The organism is Amphibacillus jilinensis Y1 (assembly GCF_000306965.1).
Lineage (GTDB): Bacteria > Bacillota > Bacilli > Bacillales > Amphibacillaceae > Amphibacillus_C > Amphibacillus_C jilinensis.
Map to the genome: position 1 here is coordinate 100,991 of NZ_JH976434.1, position 17,342 is coordinate 118,332.

The window sequence follows — 17,342 nt, forward strand, 5'->3', positions numbered from 1 at the left end:
AAACGAACCTTCATGCACGGGTGTTTTCGTTTTTTCTTCATGCACTGCTTGTTCGGTGTCAATCAGGACATTTACGTGCGTTATCACCTGCCTCAGTAGATTTGCTCTACTTTCTATTTTGAGGTGGTGTTTTACTGAGGACTATTTTTAAGAAAGAGAAATGACGAGCTCGCCACTTCTCTTTTCGTTTTTACTGCATTTTTTGTTTTTTTCGATAGTAATAGTAAAGATATAGTCCAACACCGACAATCAATATGAAAGCACCTAGCAACAAATAGTTGTGTAATGATGTGGCGGTAGCTGGTAATGCTTCACCTGTAGTCACTATCTGATTATCTTGATTTAAGTCGTTTTTGTCTTTGATTTGCTCTAGGTCTGTTTCTTGATCATCTGGTATAGAGCCATTATCTTGCAAGTCATCCTCAAAATGATTAAGTTCCGTTTCTAGTGCTTGCAAACGGGTTAATAACGCTGTTATTAATTGATCGAGATTATCATTGTCGGCACGTAGTTGATCAATATCATGCTCTAAATCCGTTAATAATTGACGTAAGTTAGCTGTTGGATAACCCTGCTTTTCAAGTTGATCTAACCTATCAAGTAATTGTCTAAGATGATCTTCTAAATCCTCAATTACAGATTCCCAATTATCAACAAAAACACCATAAGTAGAAAAGCCAGGAACCGTTAACGCAATGACACCGGTCTCAAGGTTTCGTTTACCACCTCGACGCTCCCATCTATTTGACGCTTCATCTTGGTAAAAGATCGAGGCAAATTCAAGGTCCTGATCATAACCTAGTTCAAGGATAAAGGCACCTTGATAGTCTTGATCACCTTCTGGAAAAACAAGGTCTACGGTTACTACATCACCAGCTTTTGTTAGTGGTCTATTCTGCTTAGATATCGCATCAATTACATCTTCAATTAACGTAACGCGAATCTTAGTCCCGAGTGGTAAATCTTCAGGCATTTCAATCGAAATATCTCGATCGCGTACACTAACTTTTTGATTAGCGAAAACAGTAACCGTTTCATTAGCATCTATGACGATTTCTTTTGGCGGTTGTTCTTGGTCTTCGATCGCTTCTACCAAAGTGAGCACACCAAAAACTGATGGATCTTGGAACGCTTGACCTGTCGTATCATTCCATGCTGCAATGCTCTGACGCGCACCATCTTTAGCATCATTTATTTGCAAATCAAAACCGATCGATTGCTTAACTTCAGGGTTAATTGTTCTGAATGGAATCTTCATTTCAACCGTATAGCTATTTCCCTCTCGATCAACGCGGGTTGCAGATTCAAATCCTTCACTAATGTGGATTGGGTTAAACGATGTTTCATTATCAAAGTTTACCCGATATTGGCCATCGTCTTCCTGATAAAAGGTGGTCTTATCATTTTTTTCATCAATAAATACTTCAATCGAATCTTGCTCCCAAGGATGATCACTTGACTTGTCGAATTCAACACCATTGACCTCGAATAATACATATAAATGATCGTGATCCCACAACACCCGAGCAACTCCAGTTGCCCCTTGCCATGCCATTTGATAACGATTGACTGCTAATGGCGGAGCCTCCGCCCATATTGGATCAATCTCACCGTCAATAACCGGTGTTCCATTGATTGCTTTACCCTGATTTGCCTCGGTTTCTTCTACTTCATAAGACTCGATAAATGTATCTGGGTCGATAATCGCATAATAAGCGGGTTTGGCTTGTAAATCTCCGTCAAACACCAGTGGATTCTGTTCCGATCTCCAACTTGACCCATCATTCAATCCCCAGAATGTCACACGCGAAATATGATCAGCATACTGCTTATAAATTTGAAACAAACGCGCATATAAATAAGCCTGTGCATTTGCTTGTTCATCTGTTAAAACATGGTCATTACCTGCCATAATATCAAGTTCAGTCACCCCTACTTCAACACCAAGCGAAATAAATTTTTCAATTGAGAGACGAACATTTGCAGGATTTGTATTTAAATTGTAATGCGCTTGCATACCAATACCATCGATAAGACGTTCACCATGGTGTGATGCTGCGTAATTTTCATTGATTTCTTTAACCATTTGATAAATCGCTTCTGCTTTGTTTTGATTGTCATCATTGTAGTCATTGTAGTACAGCTTAATATCCCAGCCATTTTCATCAATCACCCTTTTGGCGATTAGAAAAGCTTGTTCAACGTAATCATCACCAATCGCATGGTACCAACCAGAGCGCCGTAAAGAGGCTCGCCAATCTGAGGGGTTGGACGGATTATCTAACATTGCTTCATTGACAACATCCCAGGACATAGCATGCTCCCCATAATTGATTAGCACGTTTTCAATATGTCGTTCCAAGTTTGTCAATGCTTCGGATCGGCTTAATGGTTGACCATCTTGATCTGAATGAAGCCATTCTGGTGACTGTTGATGCCAAACGAGCACATGACCGTGAAGGAGTAAGTCGTGTTCTACTATTTGTTCAACGAGCTGATTAGAACTTTGAAAATCAAATTCCCTATTGATATCGTATGCGTAATCCGGTTTCATTGCATTTTCAGCAGTGACTAATTGATGGTGCATTGTCAAAAGCTCGAGTCTAGACCCTTGAAAATCATTAGCCGATACGGCATTACCAATTAAAAAGTCATCCTTATACACGTCTTTAATTGGTGTCAGATCTCTTTCAGTATCAATAGTATCCCTGTCAGATCGTTCGATTGTTATATCATCAATGTAAAAAGAGGCTGTGCGATGTTCTGAACTTTCGACATAGATGGTGACATATTCATCACCAACGCTATTGTAGCGATAACTACCTTCTAATTGAACCCAACCATCTGACGCCTGGATCGTTTTACTCTGAATCGTCTGATAGCTCGCTTGATCATCACTTCCAATTTGTGTAGATAACTGAAGTTGTGCGTTAGCAGGGCTATCTAGCTTCACCCAAACAGATATATCATATTGTTGTCCAATATCAATATAAGGTTCTATCCGTAAAGCTGGTCCATGCCAATTCTCGGTTCTTTCCGTCACTTTTAATGCGTAACGACCACCTGATGTATGGTTTGCTTCATCTGTTACCGTAAGTACTTCTGTGTCCCCACGTCGTTCAAAGTTACTTTTTGTTTGATCTTCAAAGTCTATAAGCGTGAAGTCTTGAGCGGGGTCACGTTGATCTACTATATCTTCATTACCTGTTGATGGCTGTTCATGTTCAATGACAATGTGTCCAATATAAAACGGAACATCGGCCGCTGTCGTGTTGGATTGAATTCGCAAGGCAGTGTCTCGACTCCGATCAACTGTATATTGACCAGTTAATGTAAAACTATCACCTGCCCTTAAATCTGCTCCAGCAATCCAGTCATAACTATCAATCAATTGCAGATACACTTGTGCATCATCACTAACATTCTCATCTTCATCGACAAATCCTAACACTGTTATTGTATATGTGTTACCATCTTCCATGTCGGCATCGCTAAACTTAAGATCAACGCCATCCCAATTATTAACCCTATTACTAATATAAACAGCTTGATCATTATCGTTACCTTCAAATGCCTTACTCATGACTTCTAAACTAGCATCTCCAGCATGCTCAATAATACCTAAACTATCTGCAAAATTCTCTTGATAGATGATACTTGGTTGCCCGGCAGTTGTTTGTTCCATTGCTTTAATCAGCTCAAGTCTAAAATTCAAAAAAGGCATTAGCAATAAAAAACAAACACTCAAGTTAATGAATCGTTTTCCTCGACCACTTTTCACTTGAATTATCCTCCTCAATGATTAGATCAGATCAGTAAGTTAACACGACAACCTCCTCACTCACCATATTTCTTACACCTACCATTTTATAAAGCGCTTACATAAAAAGGAACCCCAAATATTATATATCAATCCTTACAAACTATAACCATTTACCAATAATAGACTTAAAAAGTATAGTCATATCATGATTGGCACCTAGCTAAAGTCTGAAAGCTACATATACAGTCGCGTCTTTCTTCCAAAGATTATCTCTCACATTCAATAATCCCACACCAAAAAAGCGAATGACTATTGATCTGATCATTCACCTCAAGTGCTATCCATGTATATTTGCCTTTACGTTTAGTAACTACTCCAATTGCATTTAAGCCATCTTAGCAATGAAGTAGTCAAAACCCGCCATTCACGATGGATCATTCTCAATTTCTACCATACTTTCAATATATGTTTCATCTAACGCCTGTGAGGCTAGTCGGTCTGCTTCTTGATTCAACTTTCTCCCAATGACGTCATAACTAGGTTTTAAATGGCATTGTTCTAGCCGTGCCTCAATTCGATCGATCCACTGATTTAAAACAGTGTCGAGACATGGCCATTCACCTAACAGTTGATTAATTACTACTTTAGCATCACCACGTATCGTGATATCCTGATGATGAATCGCCATGCCTTCCAATTCACGAATAGCTAATTCTAATGCAGCATACTCGGCTTCATTGTTTGAAACTAATTCACGCACACGTGCATTTTTTCGTAAGCGAAAGCATTTATTATTCTGGTAATAATAAATCACAATACCAAGCCCAGCCATGCCATTTGTATGATCAAAACCACCATCAAAATAAAGGGTAATATCATGAGGGTCTTGCTTAAACTTTTCCAAGTATTGCTTTAACTCTTTTAACGATAAAGTCGTATCATATGGATCTTCAAAATGCAGTGACTTCACTCGACCGCTTTTGATGAAATCTTCAGCAATAATAATCGCTTCAGAGATGGACAATTGCTGTGATTGAAAAAACGTTTCAACATGATTGGGTGTCTGATAATGAACATGTAAAGTTACTTTCAAGAAGCTACTACCCCCATATTTAGTAAACTTACCCCTACTTTAAGATAAAACGAAACTTCAACGGTTATCTGTGATAAACTCAACAATACCTTGAGCAGAAATATTTAAGTCAAGTCGAATATAGTCAAAAATAGTTGGGTCACTAATATCTGATTCCACTTCGACTCTATTAAATAAAGCCTCAGCAATCGCTTCTATCTGGTCTTCAACAGATCGATCTGGATGTGTTTTAATAATTGTCTCACTTATTCTTAAATAGCGATTTAACCATTGCGATAGCTGATGATAAACAAGATCCGGGTAATCTGACTTGCCATAATGACCAAAATAAATGGCATCAACATTTAATTCGCGAATGCGTTTCATAGAGGCCAACATCGCATTAGGATCAAATTGATTAGGTGAGGTTGATGGCAATATAAGCTCTGTTCCATTTGTCATCGATACCGGATAACGAATCCCTAGTGTATCACCTGTAAAAATAGCATTACTTTTACTATCATGAATTGAAAAGTGATGTTTGGCATGTCCTGGCGTATCATAAAAAGTCAAGGTCCGATCGTTACTAATTTCTAAGCGGTCTAAGTCAGCCTTGGTGATTAAGCGGTCTGATGGGACCGGTACAATTGGATCAAATAACTGGTCAAATTGCTCACCATACACAGCTTTTGCGCCTTGAATTAATTTTGATGGATCTTTCAAATGTCGTTCACCACGTGGGTGGACAATAACTTTAGCATTAGGACAAGATTCAAGTAACAGGCCGACACCACCGGCATGATCCAAGTGAATATGTGTCACAATAATATAACTAATATCTGCTGGGTCAATATTTAAATCGTTAAGCCCTGCTAATAAATATGGAATTGAAGGGCTGGCGCTTGTTTCAATTAGTGTTAGCTTTTCTGCGTGTAATATGTATGAACCTGTACGTTCCGGTAAATTTAAATCATTTAAATCGATTATGCTAATATCTGTCTGATTCGTCATGATAAAACCTCCATCTATTCTTTTATTAATAGCTTAGCAAATTCAACTTTAAAATGTAAAGGATTTCCTTATTTAACTTCCACTTGATTCTTATTCCCCAGTTTAGTTTCTCCATAACCTATTTTTTTATTTTTTAGGAAAAAAGCTAGACGATTTTCAATGAATAAAATGGTAAGCTATTAGCTTGTTAGGGGGGAGTATTATGAAAAAAATGATGATTCTTCTTTTAATGGCACTTTTCTTAACAGGTTGTGTTTCAAAAGAATCACGAGCATTTATGCGAGATAAAGAACAAAAGGAGATAATTAGTGACGAGATTGTTCGTCTAGGTAAAGAAACCTTTCACTTAGAAATTGAGCCAAATACAAAGAAAATGAAATTCGCTTGGGATTCGGGCTTTCCGATGATTAATGATCGGAGCATCCTTGTTCCCGTGACGACAGTCGGTGAACCTGAATTTAGTTTTAATGCTTATGTATATATTGATGGAGATCCTCGTGAAATTACAGGAATTAACCTCGATTACGGAAGCAGCGGATTAGGTTATTTAGGAGAATTCCTCATCCATCATATTTATAACGAAAAACATCAGCCAGCCTTTGAACAACTTAAAGCATTTGATTCACATGTCTCAATTAAAATGATTTCGGTTAATGCACTCACTTCTTACCATCACCAATATGAACAAGAAAAAATTGCATTGTATCGCGCCATATCAGCTGATTATAATCAAGGAAAGTTTAATGATCCAGGCTATTATGATCAATTATTAGCTACGTATCTGCCAAAAACAGATGTGCTTGATGAGCCTTATTATCCTAAGATAAGCTTAGATGTCAAGCAACCCTATGGTAATGACTTTGATATGGAAGAAAAAGTCACTGATATTATTAACTTTATTCGAACAAGTGACGTCATGCCATATGCAAAATATACAATTTCAGCTACAGATCAAAATGATGAGCGTATCTACGAGTTTTTCACAAAAACATATTGAATAAAGGAGCGGGAAAATCCCGCTCCTTTATCCTTATTGTACCTTAATTATATTCCATTGCTGGTTAAAGCCCTGATTTAAATCCCATTGGACGATATTACCACCATCTTGTACAGAGCGATTGTGTGCATCCAAGGCCTTACCACTAAATCGATTGACTAATGTATAATAACCATCACTCGTTCTTTCGATGGTCCATTGCTGATTCGTTCCACCTAAATGACTCCATTGAACAATATTTCCACCATTCGCTGTACTCCAATCAAACACTTCAAGGGCATGATTACTGTTTCGATTAATAAGTTCATAATACCCTGCGTTATTTCTGACTATTCGCCATCTTTGACAAGGATGGAAATTCCGTTGCCATTGTTGAACATTATCACCTGCAGTTGTTCCTGCATTAACCACCTCTAATAGCTTACCGCTATTTCGATTAACAAGCTCATAACTGACTTGACTATCAAACTGAATCGGATTGGCTAACCTTGTATTATTTGTATTAGTATTACCACTTCCACCTTCGATGCTTACTGCTGTACCATGGGTATCAATTTGATTATCTCTAATCGTATTATTATTTGATGCACCTGTTAATCGAATGCCGGGGAAACTAAAGCTAGCAAACGTCTCGATTTGATTACCGCGAATTTGATTACCACTTCCTGGAGCTAAGCGAATGACAGATTCTATATTTAAATTTGGATCCAGTTGCTGAATAACATTATTAGTTAAGGTATTGTTATTCGACTGAATCAGCACACCGTGAATTCTAGAATTGATTACCGTATTTTTTGAAATCGTATTATGATGGGCACCTGATAACACAAAGATACCACGCGGATAATTTTCAATCAGGTTATACTCAACGGTATTATAAGCACCGTCATTAGGAATACGAATTCCCCCGTAGCTATCGCTTTGTTGTACAGTATTAATCACTTGATTATAAGTAACCGTTGTATGGGTAGCACGTGACAAGTTAATCCCACTCCCACCAGTTGAATTGGTAATCCGATTACCCGTAATCAAGTTATCGTGGACATCACCAACCGGATGATTTTCACTTCCAAACGCGATACCATGCCCACTTGACCGATCAATGATACTATCCCTAACGATTGAATTTTTCAAACGTCGCAACAATAAGCCAATCGTTACATCTCGCACTTCTATCTGCTCCAATGTTAAATGGCTCACATCTGCATCAATATTCATACCACCAATTTGACCCAAGCCCTGGTTTGCTCGGTTATTACGATCGCCATCAAACGTCAAGTTTGAAATGGTCACATCTAAGCGATTGGATCCCCTTGGCAAAATGGGATTACCTACTACATAATTATTGCTTGTGCCTATCTTTTTTAAAACGGTTTGTCCTATTCCATCACCAACAAGATTAACGCCCGCATGAAAACGAACAGCTTCATTAATTGCATACGTTCCAGCCGGGATATAAACTGTTCCTGTCACACCACGATCATAAAAATGGCGCATTGCTGCATGTAACGCTTCTGTTTGCGAAGCTTGAACGCCTGGTGTCATACCAAAGTCTCTCGCATTAACGACTTCTTGGGCATGGAGATCTACCGTTTTACCGTTAAAAGCAATCAGCATAACGAGAACACTTAACACAACCATCATCTTAATACGTTTACTTCGTTGCATTTACCTTTCCTCCTATTCATTTGAATTTAACAATTCCCCTCCAATAGTTAAGCGCTTACAAATATAGAAGTTAGAAAAGGAAATATTAAACATATTCAACGCCCTGTTTAATATTTCCTTTATTTTTCAAAAAATGTTGGTGAACCTTTAGCCATTCTTCACTTCGAGTAACTACTGAGGGACTAGATTCAGAAAGAAAGCAGACAAACATTACTATCGATTGACTGCTAAGAAATATATAAGCCTCGTATCAATATTGAAACATATTGAAGATATTAATAAGTATAATAGTAACAATTAAACCGTTGAAAATCTGCTCCACTTGTTTTACTGATAACCATATTCTTATCCTTGAACCTATTAAACCGCCAATAATACCACCAAAAACCATATATGGCAACATCGTTAGATCATAACTCAATAATGATGTTGTAGCCAAAACGACAACCACTCCTGACAATTGAGCAAAGAAAATAATAAAAATAGAATTTAACGCCGCTGACTTGGCATCCATTGAAAACAGCCAGCCTAGAATGGCAACGTTTAACGGACCGCCTCCAATCCCTAAAAAAGCAGCTGCTAAACCTAAAATGAAGCCAACCAGTATAATAACAAGCGGACGTTTAACTTTGAATGTTCGAAACTTCTGCCGATATTTTATAAAAATAAAAATCATGATTAATATTATAATAAGCAATAAAGACTGAATCCAACCGACATGATTAGACATGTTAGGGTCCGCTAAAATCCGATTAAAAATTGCCTTACCAAATGTGCCTCCAACGATAGAACCGAAAGCAATAAGTATACTTTGTTTTTTTTCAACTTGTTGACCTTGACGTCTTGAACTCATTAAAGCCACACTAGACATTGCTAACACTGTTACACTGGAAAGGATGCCAATACTAGCTAAATCATAATGGCCAAAAAAATCAAGGACAGGCTTCATAATGACGCCACCACTGATTCCTGCTAACGCACCTATAAATGTTGTGAAAAAACCAATTAATAAGTAAAGAATAAACACAACCCACCCTCACCTCTCTAACACAATCAAAGATTAATTATAGCATGATCATAAAGTATCATTAAAGTGATTTAACAGATTTATAAAATGAATTTTCAATCAGACAGGGGGCGCTTACCCCAATAATTCTTAGTTGCGTCGACCATGAGCTTAGTACACGTTGTCCCTCCCTAAATAGATTTTCTCTCCTTTCTATTTTGATGTGGTTGGTTTATGGACGCTTATCTGTAATAAAACAATAGCTAGTCTAGCTATTTTTCGTTACAATATAAGAAAGTGTTAATTGAAATGTGTGGTGAAGATCGTGTTAAAAATCTTATTAATTGAAGATGATTTTACTTTATGTCAAGAAATTAAAGAGCGGTTATCAACTTGGAATTATGATGTACACACCGTTGAGGACTTCCATCAAGTTATGGAGCGTTTTACCGATGTCAATCCAGACCTTGTTATTATCGATATCCAATTACCACAATTTGACGGATTTCATTGGTGCCGGATGATTCGCTCGCACTCTAAAGTGCCGATTATCTTTCTATCGTCACGCGATCACCCAACGGATATGGTGATGTCGATGCAGCTTGGAGCAGATGATTACATCCAAAAACCTTTTCACTTTGATGTGCTAATTGCAAAAATCCAAGCCATACTGCGACGTGTTTATAATTATAATGCAGAAACAAATTATATAAAAACATGGCATGGGGCTACGATTGACTTTGAAAGAAATACCATTGAAACCAACGCGCACACAATAGAGCTAACGAAAAATGAGGCGTTTATTTTACACGCCTTACTTAGCAAAAAAAATAAAATTGTCAGTCGCGATCAATTAATAGAAATGTTATGGAAAGATAGTCGGTTTATTAGTGATAATACGCTAACCGTAAATGTTAATCGATTAAGATCTAAACTTGAAGCGATAGCGCTTGATCGTTTTATTGAAACAAAAGTAGGCCAAGGTTATATAGCCTTAGCCGAGGAGAATGATTATGTTTAAAACCTATTTACAAGAACGAAGCAGTTGGATCACTTTTATAATCGGGTTACAATTTCTAAGTCTATTAATCGCTTTGGTTGATCCGACACTGTCTTTAGCAGGTATGCTATATCTTGTTTTATTATCATTTATTTTCTTGGTCATATTTATCATTGTCCGTTATCAACGAGAAACCCGTTTCTATAAAAAGTTAAAAGACAGCAACGATGACTACCAGCCAGTTAGCCCTTTTCAATCAATTGTTGCAGATCACTTAACAACTATTTCAAATCAACATGAACAGCACTTATCAACAAATCAAATAGAATTAGAACAGGAAAAAGACCAATTACTAGCTTGGATTCATGAAGTAAAAACACCTTTAACAGCCCTTCAACTTGTTATTGATCGCGTGAATGATCGATCAGTGAAACAGAGCTTACATTATGAGTGGTTACGCCTACACTTATTGCTTGATCAACAGCTACATATAAGGCGCATGCCTGCTATTGAAAATGATTTATACATCGAAACCGTTGATCTATCTTCCCTTTTAATAGAAGAAATCAAACCACTCTATACATGGTGTCAGCAAAAAAAGATTGGATTTGATTTAGAGCACATCGATGCAGAAGTTATTAGTGATGGGAAATGGTTAGCCTTTATTATCCGGCAAATAGTTATAAATGCGATAAAATATAGTGAAAATTCCACAATTGAAATCAAATTGTATGAAGAGGATCAACATAAGAAGCTTTCCATTCAAGATTACGGTCAAGGTATTGCTACACAAGATTTGTCAAGGATCTTCGATAAAGGCTTTACTTCAACATCAACCCACAATAACCAAGCTTCAACAGGAATGGGTCTATACTTAGCTAGAAATGTTGCTTCCTCGCTCCAAATAACGATTGATGTTAACTCAACGTTGGATGTCGGAACGAATTTCACGCTAACCTTTCCTAATCGAAATGCGTTTCTGGAACTATCAAGCATGTGACAAAGATGTCACATGCTTTGTCGATTTTGTTAGTCAATTCAAACGCAAGACTTTTAATAAAGGCTTATACTTTAGTTATTATCACATAGAGGAGTGTAGTAAATTGACGATACTAAAAGCAGAAAAGATCCATAAGTATTATGGGAATAAATTCAACAGACAAGAGGTATTAAAAGGGATAGATCTAGCCATAGAAGAAGGTGAATTCGTTAGTATTATGGGCGCCTCTGGCTCAGGAAAAACAACCTTATTAAATGTGCTCTCATCGATAGACAAATTGACAAGTGGCGCATTACAAATAGAAGATCAAGATATGACAAAACTTAAGGAAAAGCAACTTGCCATCTTTCGCAAACAACATCTCGGCTTTATTTTTCAAGATTATCATTTACTTGATACCTTAACCGTAAAAGAAAATATCCTTTTACCTTTGTCAATTGCTGGCCTTTCAAAAAAACAAGCACAATTAAAATTTGATACACTAGCAGATCAACTTGGTTTAAAAGAAATTGCCAACCATTACCCTAACCAAATTTCAGGTGGTCAAAAACAGCGTACATCAGCAGCACGCGCCTTTATTCACCAACCTTCTATTATATTTGCAGATGAGCCGACTGGTGCTCTGGATTCAAAAGCCGCAGCTGATTTATTGAACCTATTAAGTGACCTTAACCAACAGCGTAAAGCAACGATTGTCATGGTGACGCATGATATGACAGCAGCTAGCTTTTCAAAACGCGTCGTCTTTATTAAAGATGGTCAAGTTTATACTCAATTAAATAAAGGTGATCAAAATCGACAAAGGTTCTATCAAGATATTATGAAGACGCAAGCTGTTTTAAGCGGGGTGCCCCATGAGCATTAATCGTTTAATCATCCAGAACTTGAAGCAGAATGTTAAAAACTATTATTTATATGTACTTGCCTTAATATTTAGTGTGGCATTATATTTTTCTTTTGTGACATTACAATATGATCCTTCTATGGATCAAGTAAGTGGATCGATAAGAGGAGAAGCAGGCATTCGGTCAGCTTCCGTTCTCTTGTTTGTTATTGTAGCTGTCTTTTTGTTGTATGCTAACCGTATTTTCATTAAGCGACGCAGTCAAGAAATTGGACTGTTTCAACTTATTGGTATGAATAAGAAAGAGATTTTTCGAATTTTAACAATCGAAAACAGTATCTTATATTTTAGTTCACTAGCTTTTGGAATAGCGATTGGCTTTATTTCTTCTAAGCTGATTATGATGACCTTATTTAAAATTACTGGCGTAGATGACATGGCTTCCCTGCATTTCTCAACCGAAGCCTTACAACAAACCTTAATCATCTTTTGTATTATATTTATATGTATTGCCTTTACCAACTATCTTTTTATTCTAAAGAACACCATCCTCCAATTGTTTACCGTATTAAAATCTACAGAACACCGAGTTAAACGCTTTGCTTGGTTGGAAGTGATCATTGGATTACTAGGGTTGCTTAGTATTGGATCAGGCTATTACGTTTCACAACGCCTGTTTGATGGTGATTTTACAGGTAGTAGCTATCTGTTTTTAGCGATGATTTTTATTCTAGCTTCAGTGATTATTGGAACGTATTTCTTTTTCAAGGGAACGGTTAGCTTTATCCTTAATATGATGCGAAAACAGCGAAATGGTTATTTAACGATCAATCATGTGTTAAGCCTATCATCACTTATGTTCCGAATGAAATCAAACGCCTTGTTATTAACGATAGTAACAACTGTGTCCGCTCTATCGATCGGTTTACTATCACTCAGTTACATTACCTATTATTCCGCTGAAAAAACAGCAATGCAAAATGTAGCTGGTGATTTTTCATTTACGACTGAACAATCAGCTGATCTATTTACTAATACGTTGGAAGAAGCGAATATTCCCTTTAATCGGATACAGCGTGATGTTATATATGTAGAAGCAGATGTGGAGGCTATTGCAGAAAGCGAATTTGCTCAACAAAACATGGGAGAAATGCCTTTGATCTTACCTGTGGTATCAGCAGAGCAAGTTGAAGACCTCGATCTAGCAGAAGATGAGACCCGTTTTGCTGGGGCAAGTGTGCTAATGGAAACGATGTTAACATTTAAGGGTGAAGGCGACATCTCTTGGGTAACACCTGATCAAACGATAGATCAACATTTTACAGGACGAGAGAATATAACCATTCTTTCCTATTTATTAACGAATGGTGGGTTACCCGTAGGTATAGTTAATCAAAACACTTTTGAACAGTTGCAAGTTCATCAAGATGAAGATTTACAGGTTGATTATAATGTCTTTTTTGCTGTAAATATTACGAATCGATCACAACTTGATGATGCTAATAAACTTTTCAACCATTTAATTGATGACTTCGATGCTGAAACCGATCCACTATCTCGTATCGAGATGAGCCAAGAGCAAAAAGAAAGCATGGGACTAGTCATGTTTATTGTTGGCTTTTTAGGCCTAACCTTTCTCATAACATCTGGCTGTATTCTGTATTTTAAGCAGATGGACGAGAGTGAAGATGAAAAGTCAAACTATACGATTTTAAGAAAAATTGGTTATACCAAACATGACTTAATTAAAGGTATCCGAATTAAACAAATTTTTAATTTCGGTATTCCACTTATTCTTGGATTATCGCATAGTTACTTTGCGGTTAAATCTGGCTGGTTTTTATTTGGTACAGAGCTTTGGACGCCAATGCTTATCGTAATGGTTATTTATACGATTCTCTACTCAGGATTTGGCTTGTTATCTGTTAGCTACTATAAGGAAGTAATTAATAAATCGTTATAAGAAAGAAAGCTTTCGGCCTTAGGATCCGAAAGCTTTTTTCATTTAACGGAAAGTTGTATTTCTCACTTTCCATTGCTCTAATTTGATAAATAACCAAAAACCATAAATACCTAAAGTAATTAAAGTAAGCAACCACCATTTAATCCAATGACCGAATAATCCTACTGCTGTACCATTAAATTGGAGTCGCTTTCCTTCTACCACCGTATGATTAATTTTCCAACGATAGCGCATGACCAAAGACCATGGGTAACAAATGCCAACTGTTAACACCGTCACGATTGTCCCTAAAATAACCCAGCCAACATATTCAAAAAGACCTCCATCAAAATATGACTTTTCCACTCTTATCCCCCCTTTAATGTAACCGTATGTTTAGCTCGAGTGCGTCCATTAAATGGCGAATCTGAGTATGTTGTAAATGATAAGATAATGTCATAAGATCAAAATCATCAAAATAATCAATCGCACAATTTATTGTCACCAACTCTTTACTTATTTTAGCTGATTCTTCCCCTTCAAGCAATTTCTTTTTGTAGCGATTATACTTTGAATCAAGCTCCAATAGGCTTTTATATAATTGATCAACAGATTGATAGTCTTGAATAAGAGGTAAGGCTGACTTGGCTCCAACACCAGGTACACCCGGGATATTATCACTCGCATCACCTAATAGGGCTTTAACTTCAATCCACTGATAAGGCTCAATCCCGTACTCTTCTTGAAAATGTTTGTAGGTATAAACGGTTTCTACTCGCTTTTGTGCAATAACTTGTGATGTTTGTCTGTTTAATAATTGCAATAAATCTTTATCATTACTATAGATTAAACATTGATGATCCGTTTCATTAGACCACTTATACGCTAACGAACCAATGACATCGTCTGCTTCATATGGAGGCACTGTTAACTGTGCAACACCTAATTGGTTTAAAATATCAGTAAGTGTTTCATATTGTTGGATTAGTGGCTCAGGCAATTCGTTTCGACTCGCTTTATAAAATTCATATTTTTTACGGCGATCGGTTTCTTCCCTTTTCACGTCCCAAGCAATCGCTAAATGTGTTGTTTGGTGTTGATTAATTAAATTGAATAATTTTTGCAAGAATACACGTAAGGCATTAGTGTACAAACCGTGTGAATTCCGCGATAGTTGCTCTGCTGTCTTATTGTAGGCTGTTGCAAAGTAGCCACGGCTTAATAAATTAAAGCCATCAATAACTAATAATTTGTTGTTTTCCATCACCTAACACCTCATCTACTATGTTTATGATTCCTTTTTAGTCTAGTCTCTTTGCTCACTTTTCTGAATAATAGTCTGGATAAAACGTCACTTCAACCAGTAGCGGTTTATGGGGGCTATCTGTGATAAAGCTATTAACTTTCACTGCTGGGACTTTCGGTGGGCCGGGCTTGAGCCGGCTTGCTCACAAGCCTATTTCGTTGCAGATGCTTAATCCCCTCACGCTTTCTTACATGGTATCTTTTTATTATTCAGGTTTCAGTATATCATTTTTAGGTGTGTAGTGGTGAGTCTATCATTTAATAATGTTTTTCCTAGTTTAATACTTAAACACTCAACTTTCTCATCTGAGTTTTCGGGTTCAGCCAAGATAGCATAAGGGTAAACCTCATCGTAAATATAAGCGTTGCCTTTGCAGATAGATTTTCGATTTATGATAAACCTTTCGTTTTAGACGCGCAGGGGAGATATGTTCCGCTTTCCGTGGGCGTGGCTTGAGCTAACTTTGCCCAGTCAAAACCACTTGGCAAAGTGGATCTCAAGCTCACGCTACTCCCACAGGAGTCTACACATATCTCACCTGCTAAATAGTAACATCTATCTTAATAAGTGTTGTCTTTCAAGAGCTCATCAAGTGATATTTCAATCAGTGGACGTTACATTTACACCATGTAGATCATGAAGTCATCCCCGCGAAAAGCGAAGCCATTACTTTTTTGAATGAAATAACGTTTAAACATATGAGAAGGTCGCAGGTGGTACAACCATTAAGAAGTAAAGTCAACAAGCATATTGAATATGGCGTCTATTAAATACGACCAAGGTTAAATGCCTATTTTCAGTATACGAAAGTTGAGTTAAGTACAAACAACCAATTAAAAAACTATCAAGCAGTTGACTAGCTTGATAGTTCTTTGTTAATAGTTATTATTAGCCTTTCGTAGCACCTGATGCAAGACCAGAAATTAAATATTTTTGCAAGAACAAATATACCATTGCTATTGGTACTGCAATCAGGATTGCACCTGCAGCAAATCTCGTGAAATTGTTCGAGAACTGATCATTTACAAAATTAAACAACCCAAGTGCTAGTGTATAATTCTCTGGGCTACGCAAGACAATACGCGGCAAGATAAAATCCATAAATGGATGCATAAAGTTAAACAAGGCGACCACAGATAAGATCGGCTTAGCTAATGGTAACAGAATCTGAAAGAATATTCTAAAATGCCCTGCTCCATCCATCTTTGCTGATTCATCCAATTCTTTTGGTAATGTATCAAAGTAACCTTTCACTAAAAAGGCGTTCATCGGAATATTGTTACCAATGTAAATAATAATCAAACCTAACAAACTATCTAATAAGCCAATGGTATTAAGTAAGATATAAAGGGCCACCATCGCCATCAAGACTGGGAACATTTGTAGGAGGAGGAATGCATATAAGCCATATGTTCTTCCTCTAAAACGATAGCGCGAAAAGGCGTAAGCAGTAAAGCTGACCAATAAGGTCCCGATCAATGATACAGATAAAGCGACAACTAAAGTATTTTGATACCATAATAAATAGTTACTTCTTGGACTTGTAAACAACCACTCATAATGTACGAATGACCAGTTTTCTGGTATGATCGATGCACCATATAAATTGGAGCTTGGATTTAAAGATATACCGAATGCCCATAATAGCGGGTAAAAGATAATCACAAACATAACGGCAATAATCAAGTACATGGCTGCAACTTCTAATCTGTTTTTTGTTTTTCTACCCATAG

Annotated in this window: 13 protein-coding genes; 5 read left to right on the plus strand and 8 right to left on the minus strand. The window is 37.0% G+C overall.

The genetic code is table 11. The features are described from left to right. Positions 1-190 precede the first annotated feature (190 nt). The 3 genes from B494_RS0100980 to B494_RS0100990 all read right to left on the minus strand — a co-directional run bounded on the left by B494_RS0100980 (position 191) and on the right by B494_RS0100990 (position 5,846). Positions 191-3,781: an endo-1,4-beta-xylanase gene (locus B494_RS0100980; protein WP_017470487.1), complete on the minus strand. Its 3,591-nt coding sequence runs from the start codon at positions 3,779-3,781 to the stop codon at positions 191-193. A 406-nt stretch (positions 3,782-4,187) separates the two neighbouring features. Continuing rightward, positions 4,188-4,856 carry a reverse transcriptase-like protein gene (locus tag B494_RS0100985; RefSeq protein ID WP_017470488.1) on the minus strand — a complete coding sequence of 223 codons (669 nt, stop codon included), beginning with the start codon at positions 4,854-4,856 and terminating at the stop codon, positions 4,188-4,190. Between the two features lie 57 nt (positions 4,857-4,913). Next, a complete protein-coding gene (locus B494_RS0100990; RefSeq protein WP_017470489.1) occupies positions 4,914-5,846 on the minus strand; it encodes an MBL fold metallo-hydrolase in 933 nt (310 codons plus the stop codon). A gap of 202 nt (positions 5,847-6,048) precedes the next feature. Between B494_RS0100990 and B494_RS0100995 the strand changes: the two genes are divergently transcribed. Continuing rightward, positions 6,049-6,843 (plus strand): putative periplasmic lipoprotein, encoded by a 795-nt coding sequence (locus tag B494_RS0100995; RefSeq protein ID WP_017470490.1) that lies wholly within the window; start codon positions 6,049-6,051, stop codon positions 6,841-6,843. Positions 6,844-6,876: 33 nt separating this feature from the next. Here B494_RS0100995 and B494_RS0101000 read toward each other — a convergent pair whose 3' ends face one another. Both B494_RS0101000 and B494_RS0101005 read right to left on the minus strand, forming a co-directional pair. After that, complete coding sequence (locus B494_RS0101000; protein ID WP_017470491.1) at positions 6,877-8,511, minus strand: RICIN domain-containing protein; 1,635 nt, start codon at positions 8,509-8,511, stop codon at positions 6,877-6,879. Between the two features lie 250 nt (positions 8,512-8,761). Continuing rightward, a complete protein-coding gene (locus B494_RS0101005; RefSeq protein ID WP_017470492.1) occupies positions 8,762-9,538 on the minus strand; it encodes a sulfite exporter TauE/SafE family protein in 777 nt (258 codons plus the stop codon). A 304-nt stretch (positions 9,539-9,842) separates the two neighbouring features. Here B494_RS0101005 and B494_RS0101010 point away from each other — a divergent pair, with 304 nt between their 5' ends. The 4 genes from B494_RS0101010 to B494_RS0101025 all read left to right on the plus strand — a co-directional run bounded on the left by B494_RS0101010 (position 9,843) and on the right by B494_RS0101025 (position 14,324). Beyond that, a complete protein-coding gene (locus tag B494_RS0101010) occupies positions 9,843-10,538 on the plus strand; it encodes a response regulator transcription factor (RefSeq protein ID WP_017470493.1) in 696 nt (231 codons plus the stop codon). Beyond that, complete coding sequence (locus tag B494_RS0101015; RefSeq protein ID WP_017470494.1) at positions 10,531-11,517, plus strand: sensor histidine kinase; 987 nt, start codon at positions 10,531-10,533, stop codon at positions 11,515-11,517. Before B494_RS0101010 ends, B494_RS0101015 begins: the two co-directional genes overlap by 8 nt. Positions 11,518-11,620: 103 nt before the next feature. Next, entirely contained in the window at positions 11,621-12,382 is a 762-nt protein-coding gene (locus tag B494_RS0101020) for an ABC transporter ATP-binding protein (RefSeq protein ID WP_017470495.1), read from the plus strand. Further along, positions 12,372-14,324, plus strand: coding sequence for an ABC transporter permease (locus B494_RS0101025; protein WP_017470496.1), 1,953 nt, complete (start codon positions 12,372-12,374; stop codon positions 14,322-14,324). Before B494_RS0101020 ends, B494_RS0101025 begins: the two co-directional genes overlap by 11 nt. Before the next feature lie 42 nt (positions 14,325-14,366). Here the strand turns inward: B494_RS0101025 and B494_RS0101030 are convergent, their stop codons facing one another. The 3 genes from B494_RS0101030 to B494_RS0101040 all read right to left on the minus strand — a co-directional run bounded on the left by B494_RS0101030 (position 14,367) and on the right by B494_RS0101040 (position 17,340). Beyond that, positions 14,367-14,669 carry a YjgN family protein gene (locus B494_RS0101030; protein WP_017470497.1) on the minus strand — a complete coding sequence of 101 codons (303 nt, stop codon included), beginning with the start codon at positions 14,667-14,669 and terminating at the stop codon, positions 14,367-14,369. A gap of 13 nt (positions 14,670-14,682) precedes the next feature. Beyond that, entirely contained in the window at positions 14,683-15,567 is an 885-nt protein-coding gene (locus tag B494_RS0101035) for a 5'-3' exonuclease (RefSeq protein ID WP_017470498.1), read from the minus strand. A gap of 930 nt (positions 15,568-16,497) precedes the next feature. Next, positions 16,498-17,340, minus strand: coding sequence for a sugar ABC transporter permease (locus B494_RS0101040; RefSeq protein ID WP_026065103.1), 843 nt, complete (start codon positions 17,338-17,340; stop codon positions 16,498-16,500). Positions 17,341-17,342: the final 2 nt, after the last annotated feature.

Bases quoted from the DNA above. Each gene is read 5' to 3' on its own strand.
- B494_RS0100990 (WP_017470489.1), bottom strand. From the start codon at position 5,846: ATGACGAATCAGACAGATATTAGCATAATCGATTTAAATGATTTAAAT.
- B494_RS0101000 (WP_017470491.1), bottom strand. From the start codon at position 8,511: ATGCAACGAAGTAAACGTATTAAGATGATGGTTGTGTTAAGTGTTCTC.
- B494_RS0101040 (WP_026065103.1), bottom strand. From the start codon at position 17,340: ATGGGTAGAAAAACAAAAAACAGATTAGAAGTTGCAGCCATGTACTTG.
- B494_RS0100995 (WP_017470490.1), top strand. From the start codon at position 6,049: ATGAAAAAAATGATGATTCTTCTTTTAATGGCACTTTTCTTAACAGGT.
- B494_RS0101015 (WP_017470494.1), top strand. From the start codon at position 10,531: ATGTTTAAAACCTATTTACAAGAACGAAGCAGTTGGATCACTTTTATA.
- B494_RS0101035 (WP_017470498.1), bottom strand. From the start codon at position 15,567: ATGGAAAACAACAAATTATTAGTTATTGATGGCTTTAATTTATTAAGC.
- B494_RS0101025 (WP_017470496.1), top strand. From the start codon at position 12,372: ATGAGCATTAATCGTTTAATCATCCAGAACTTGAAGCAGAATGTTAAA.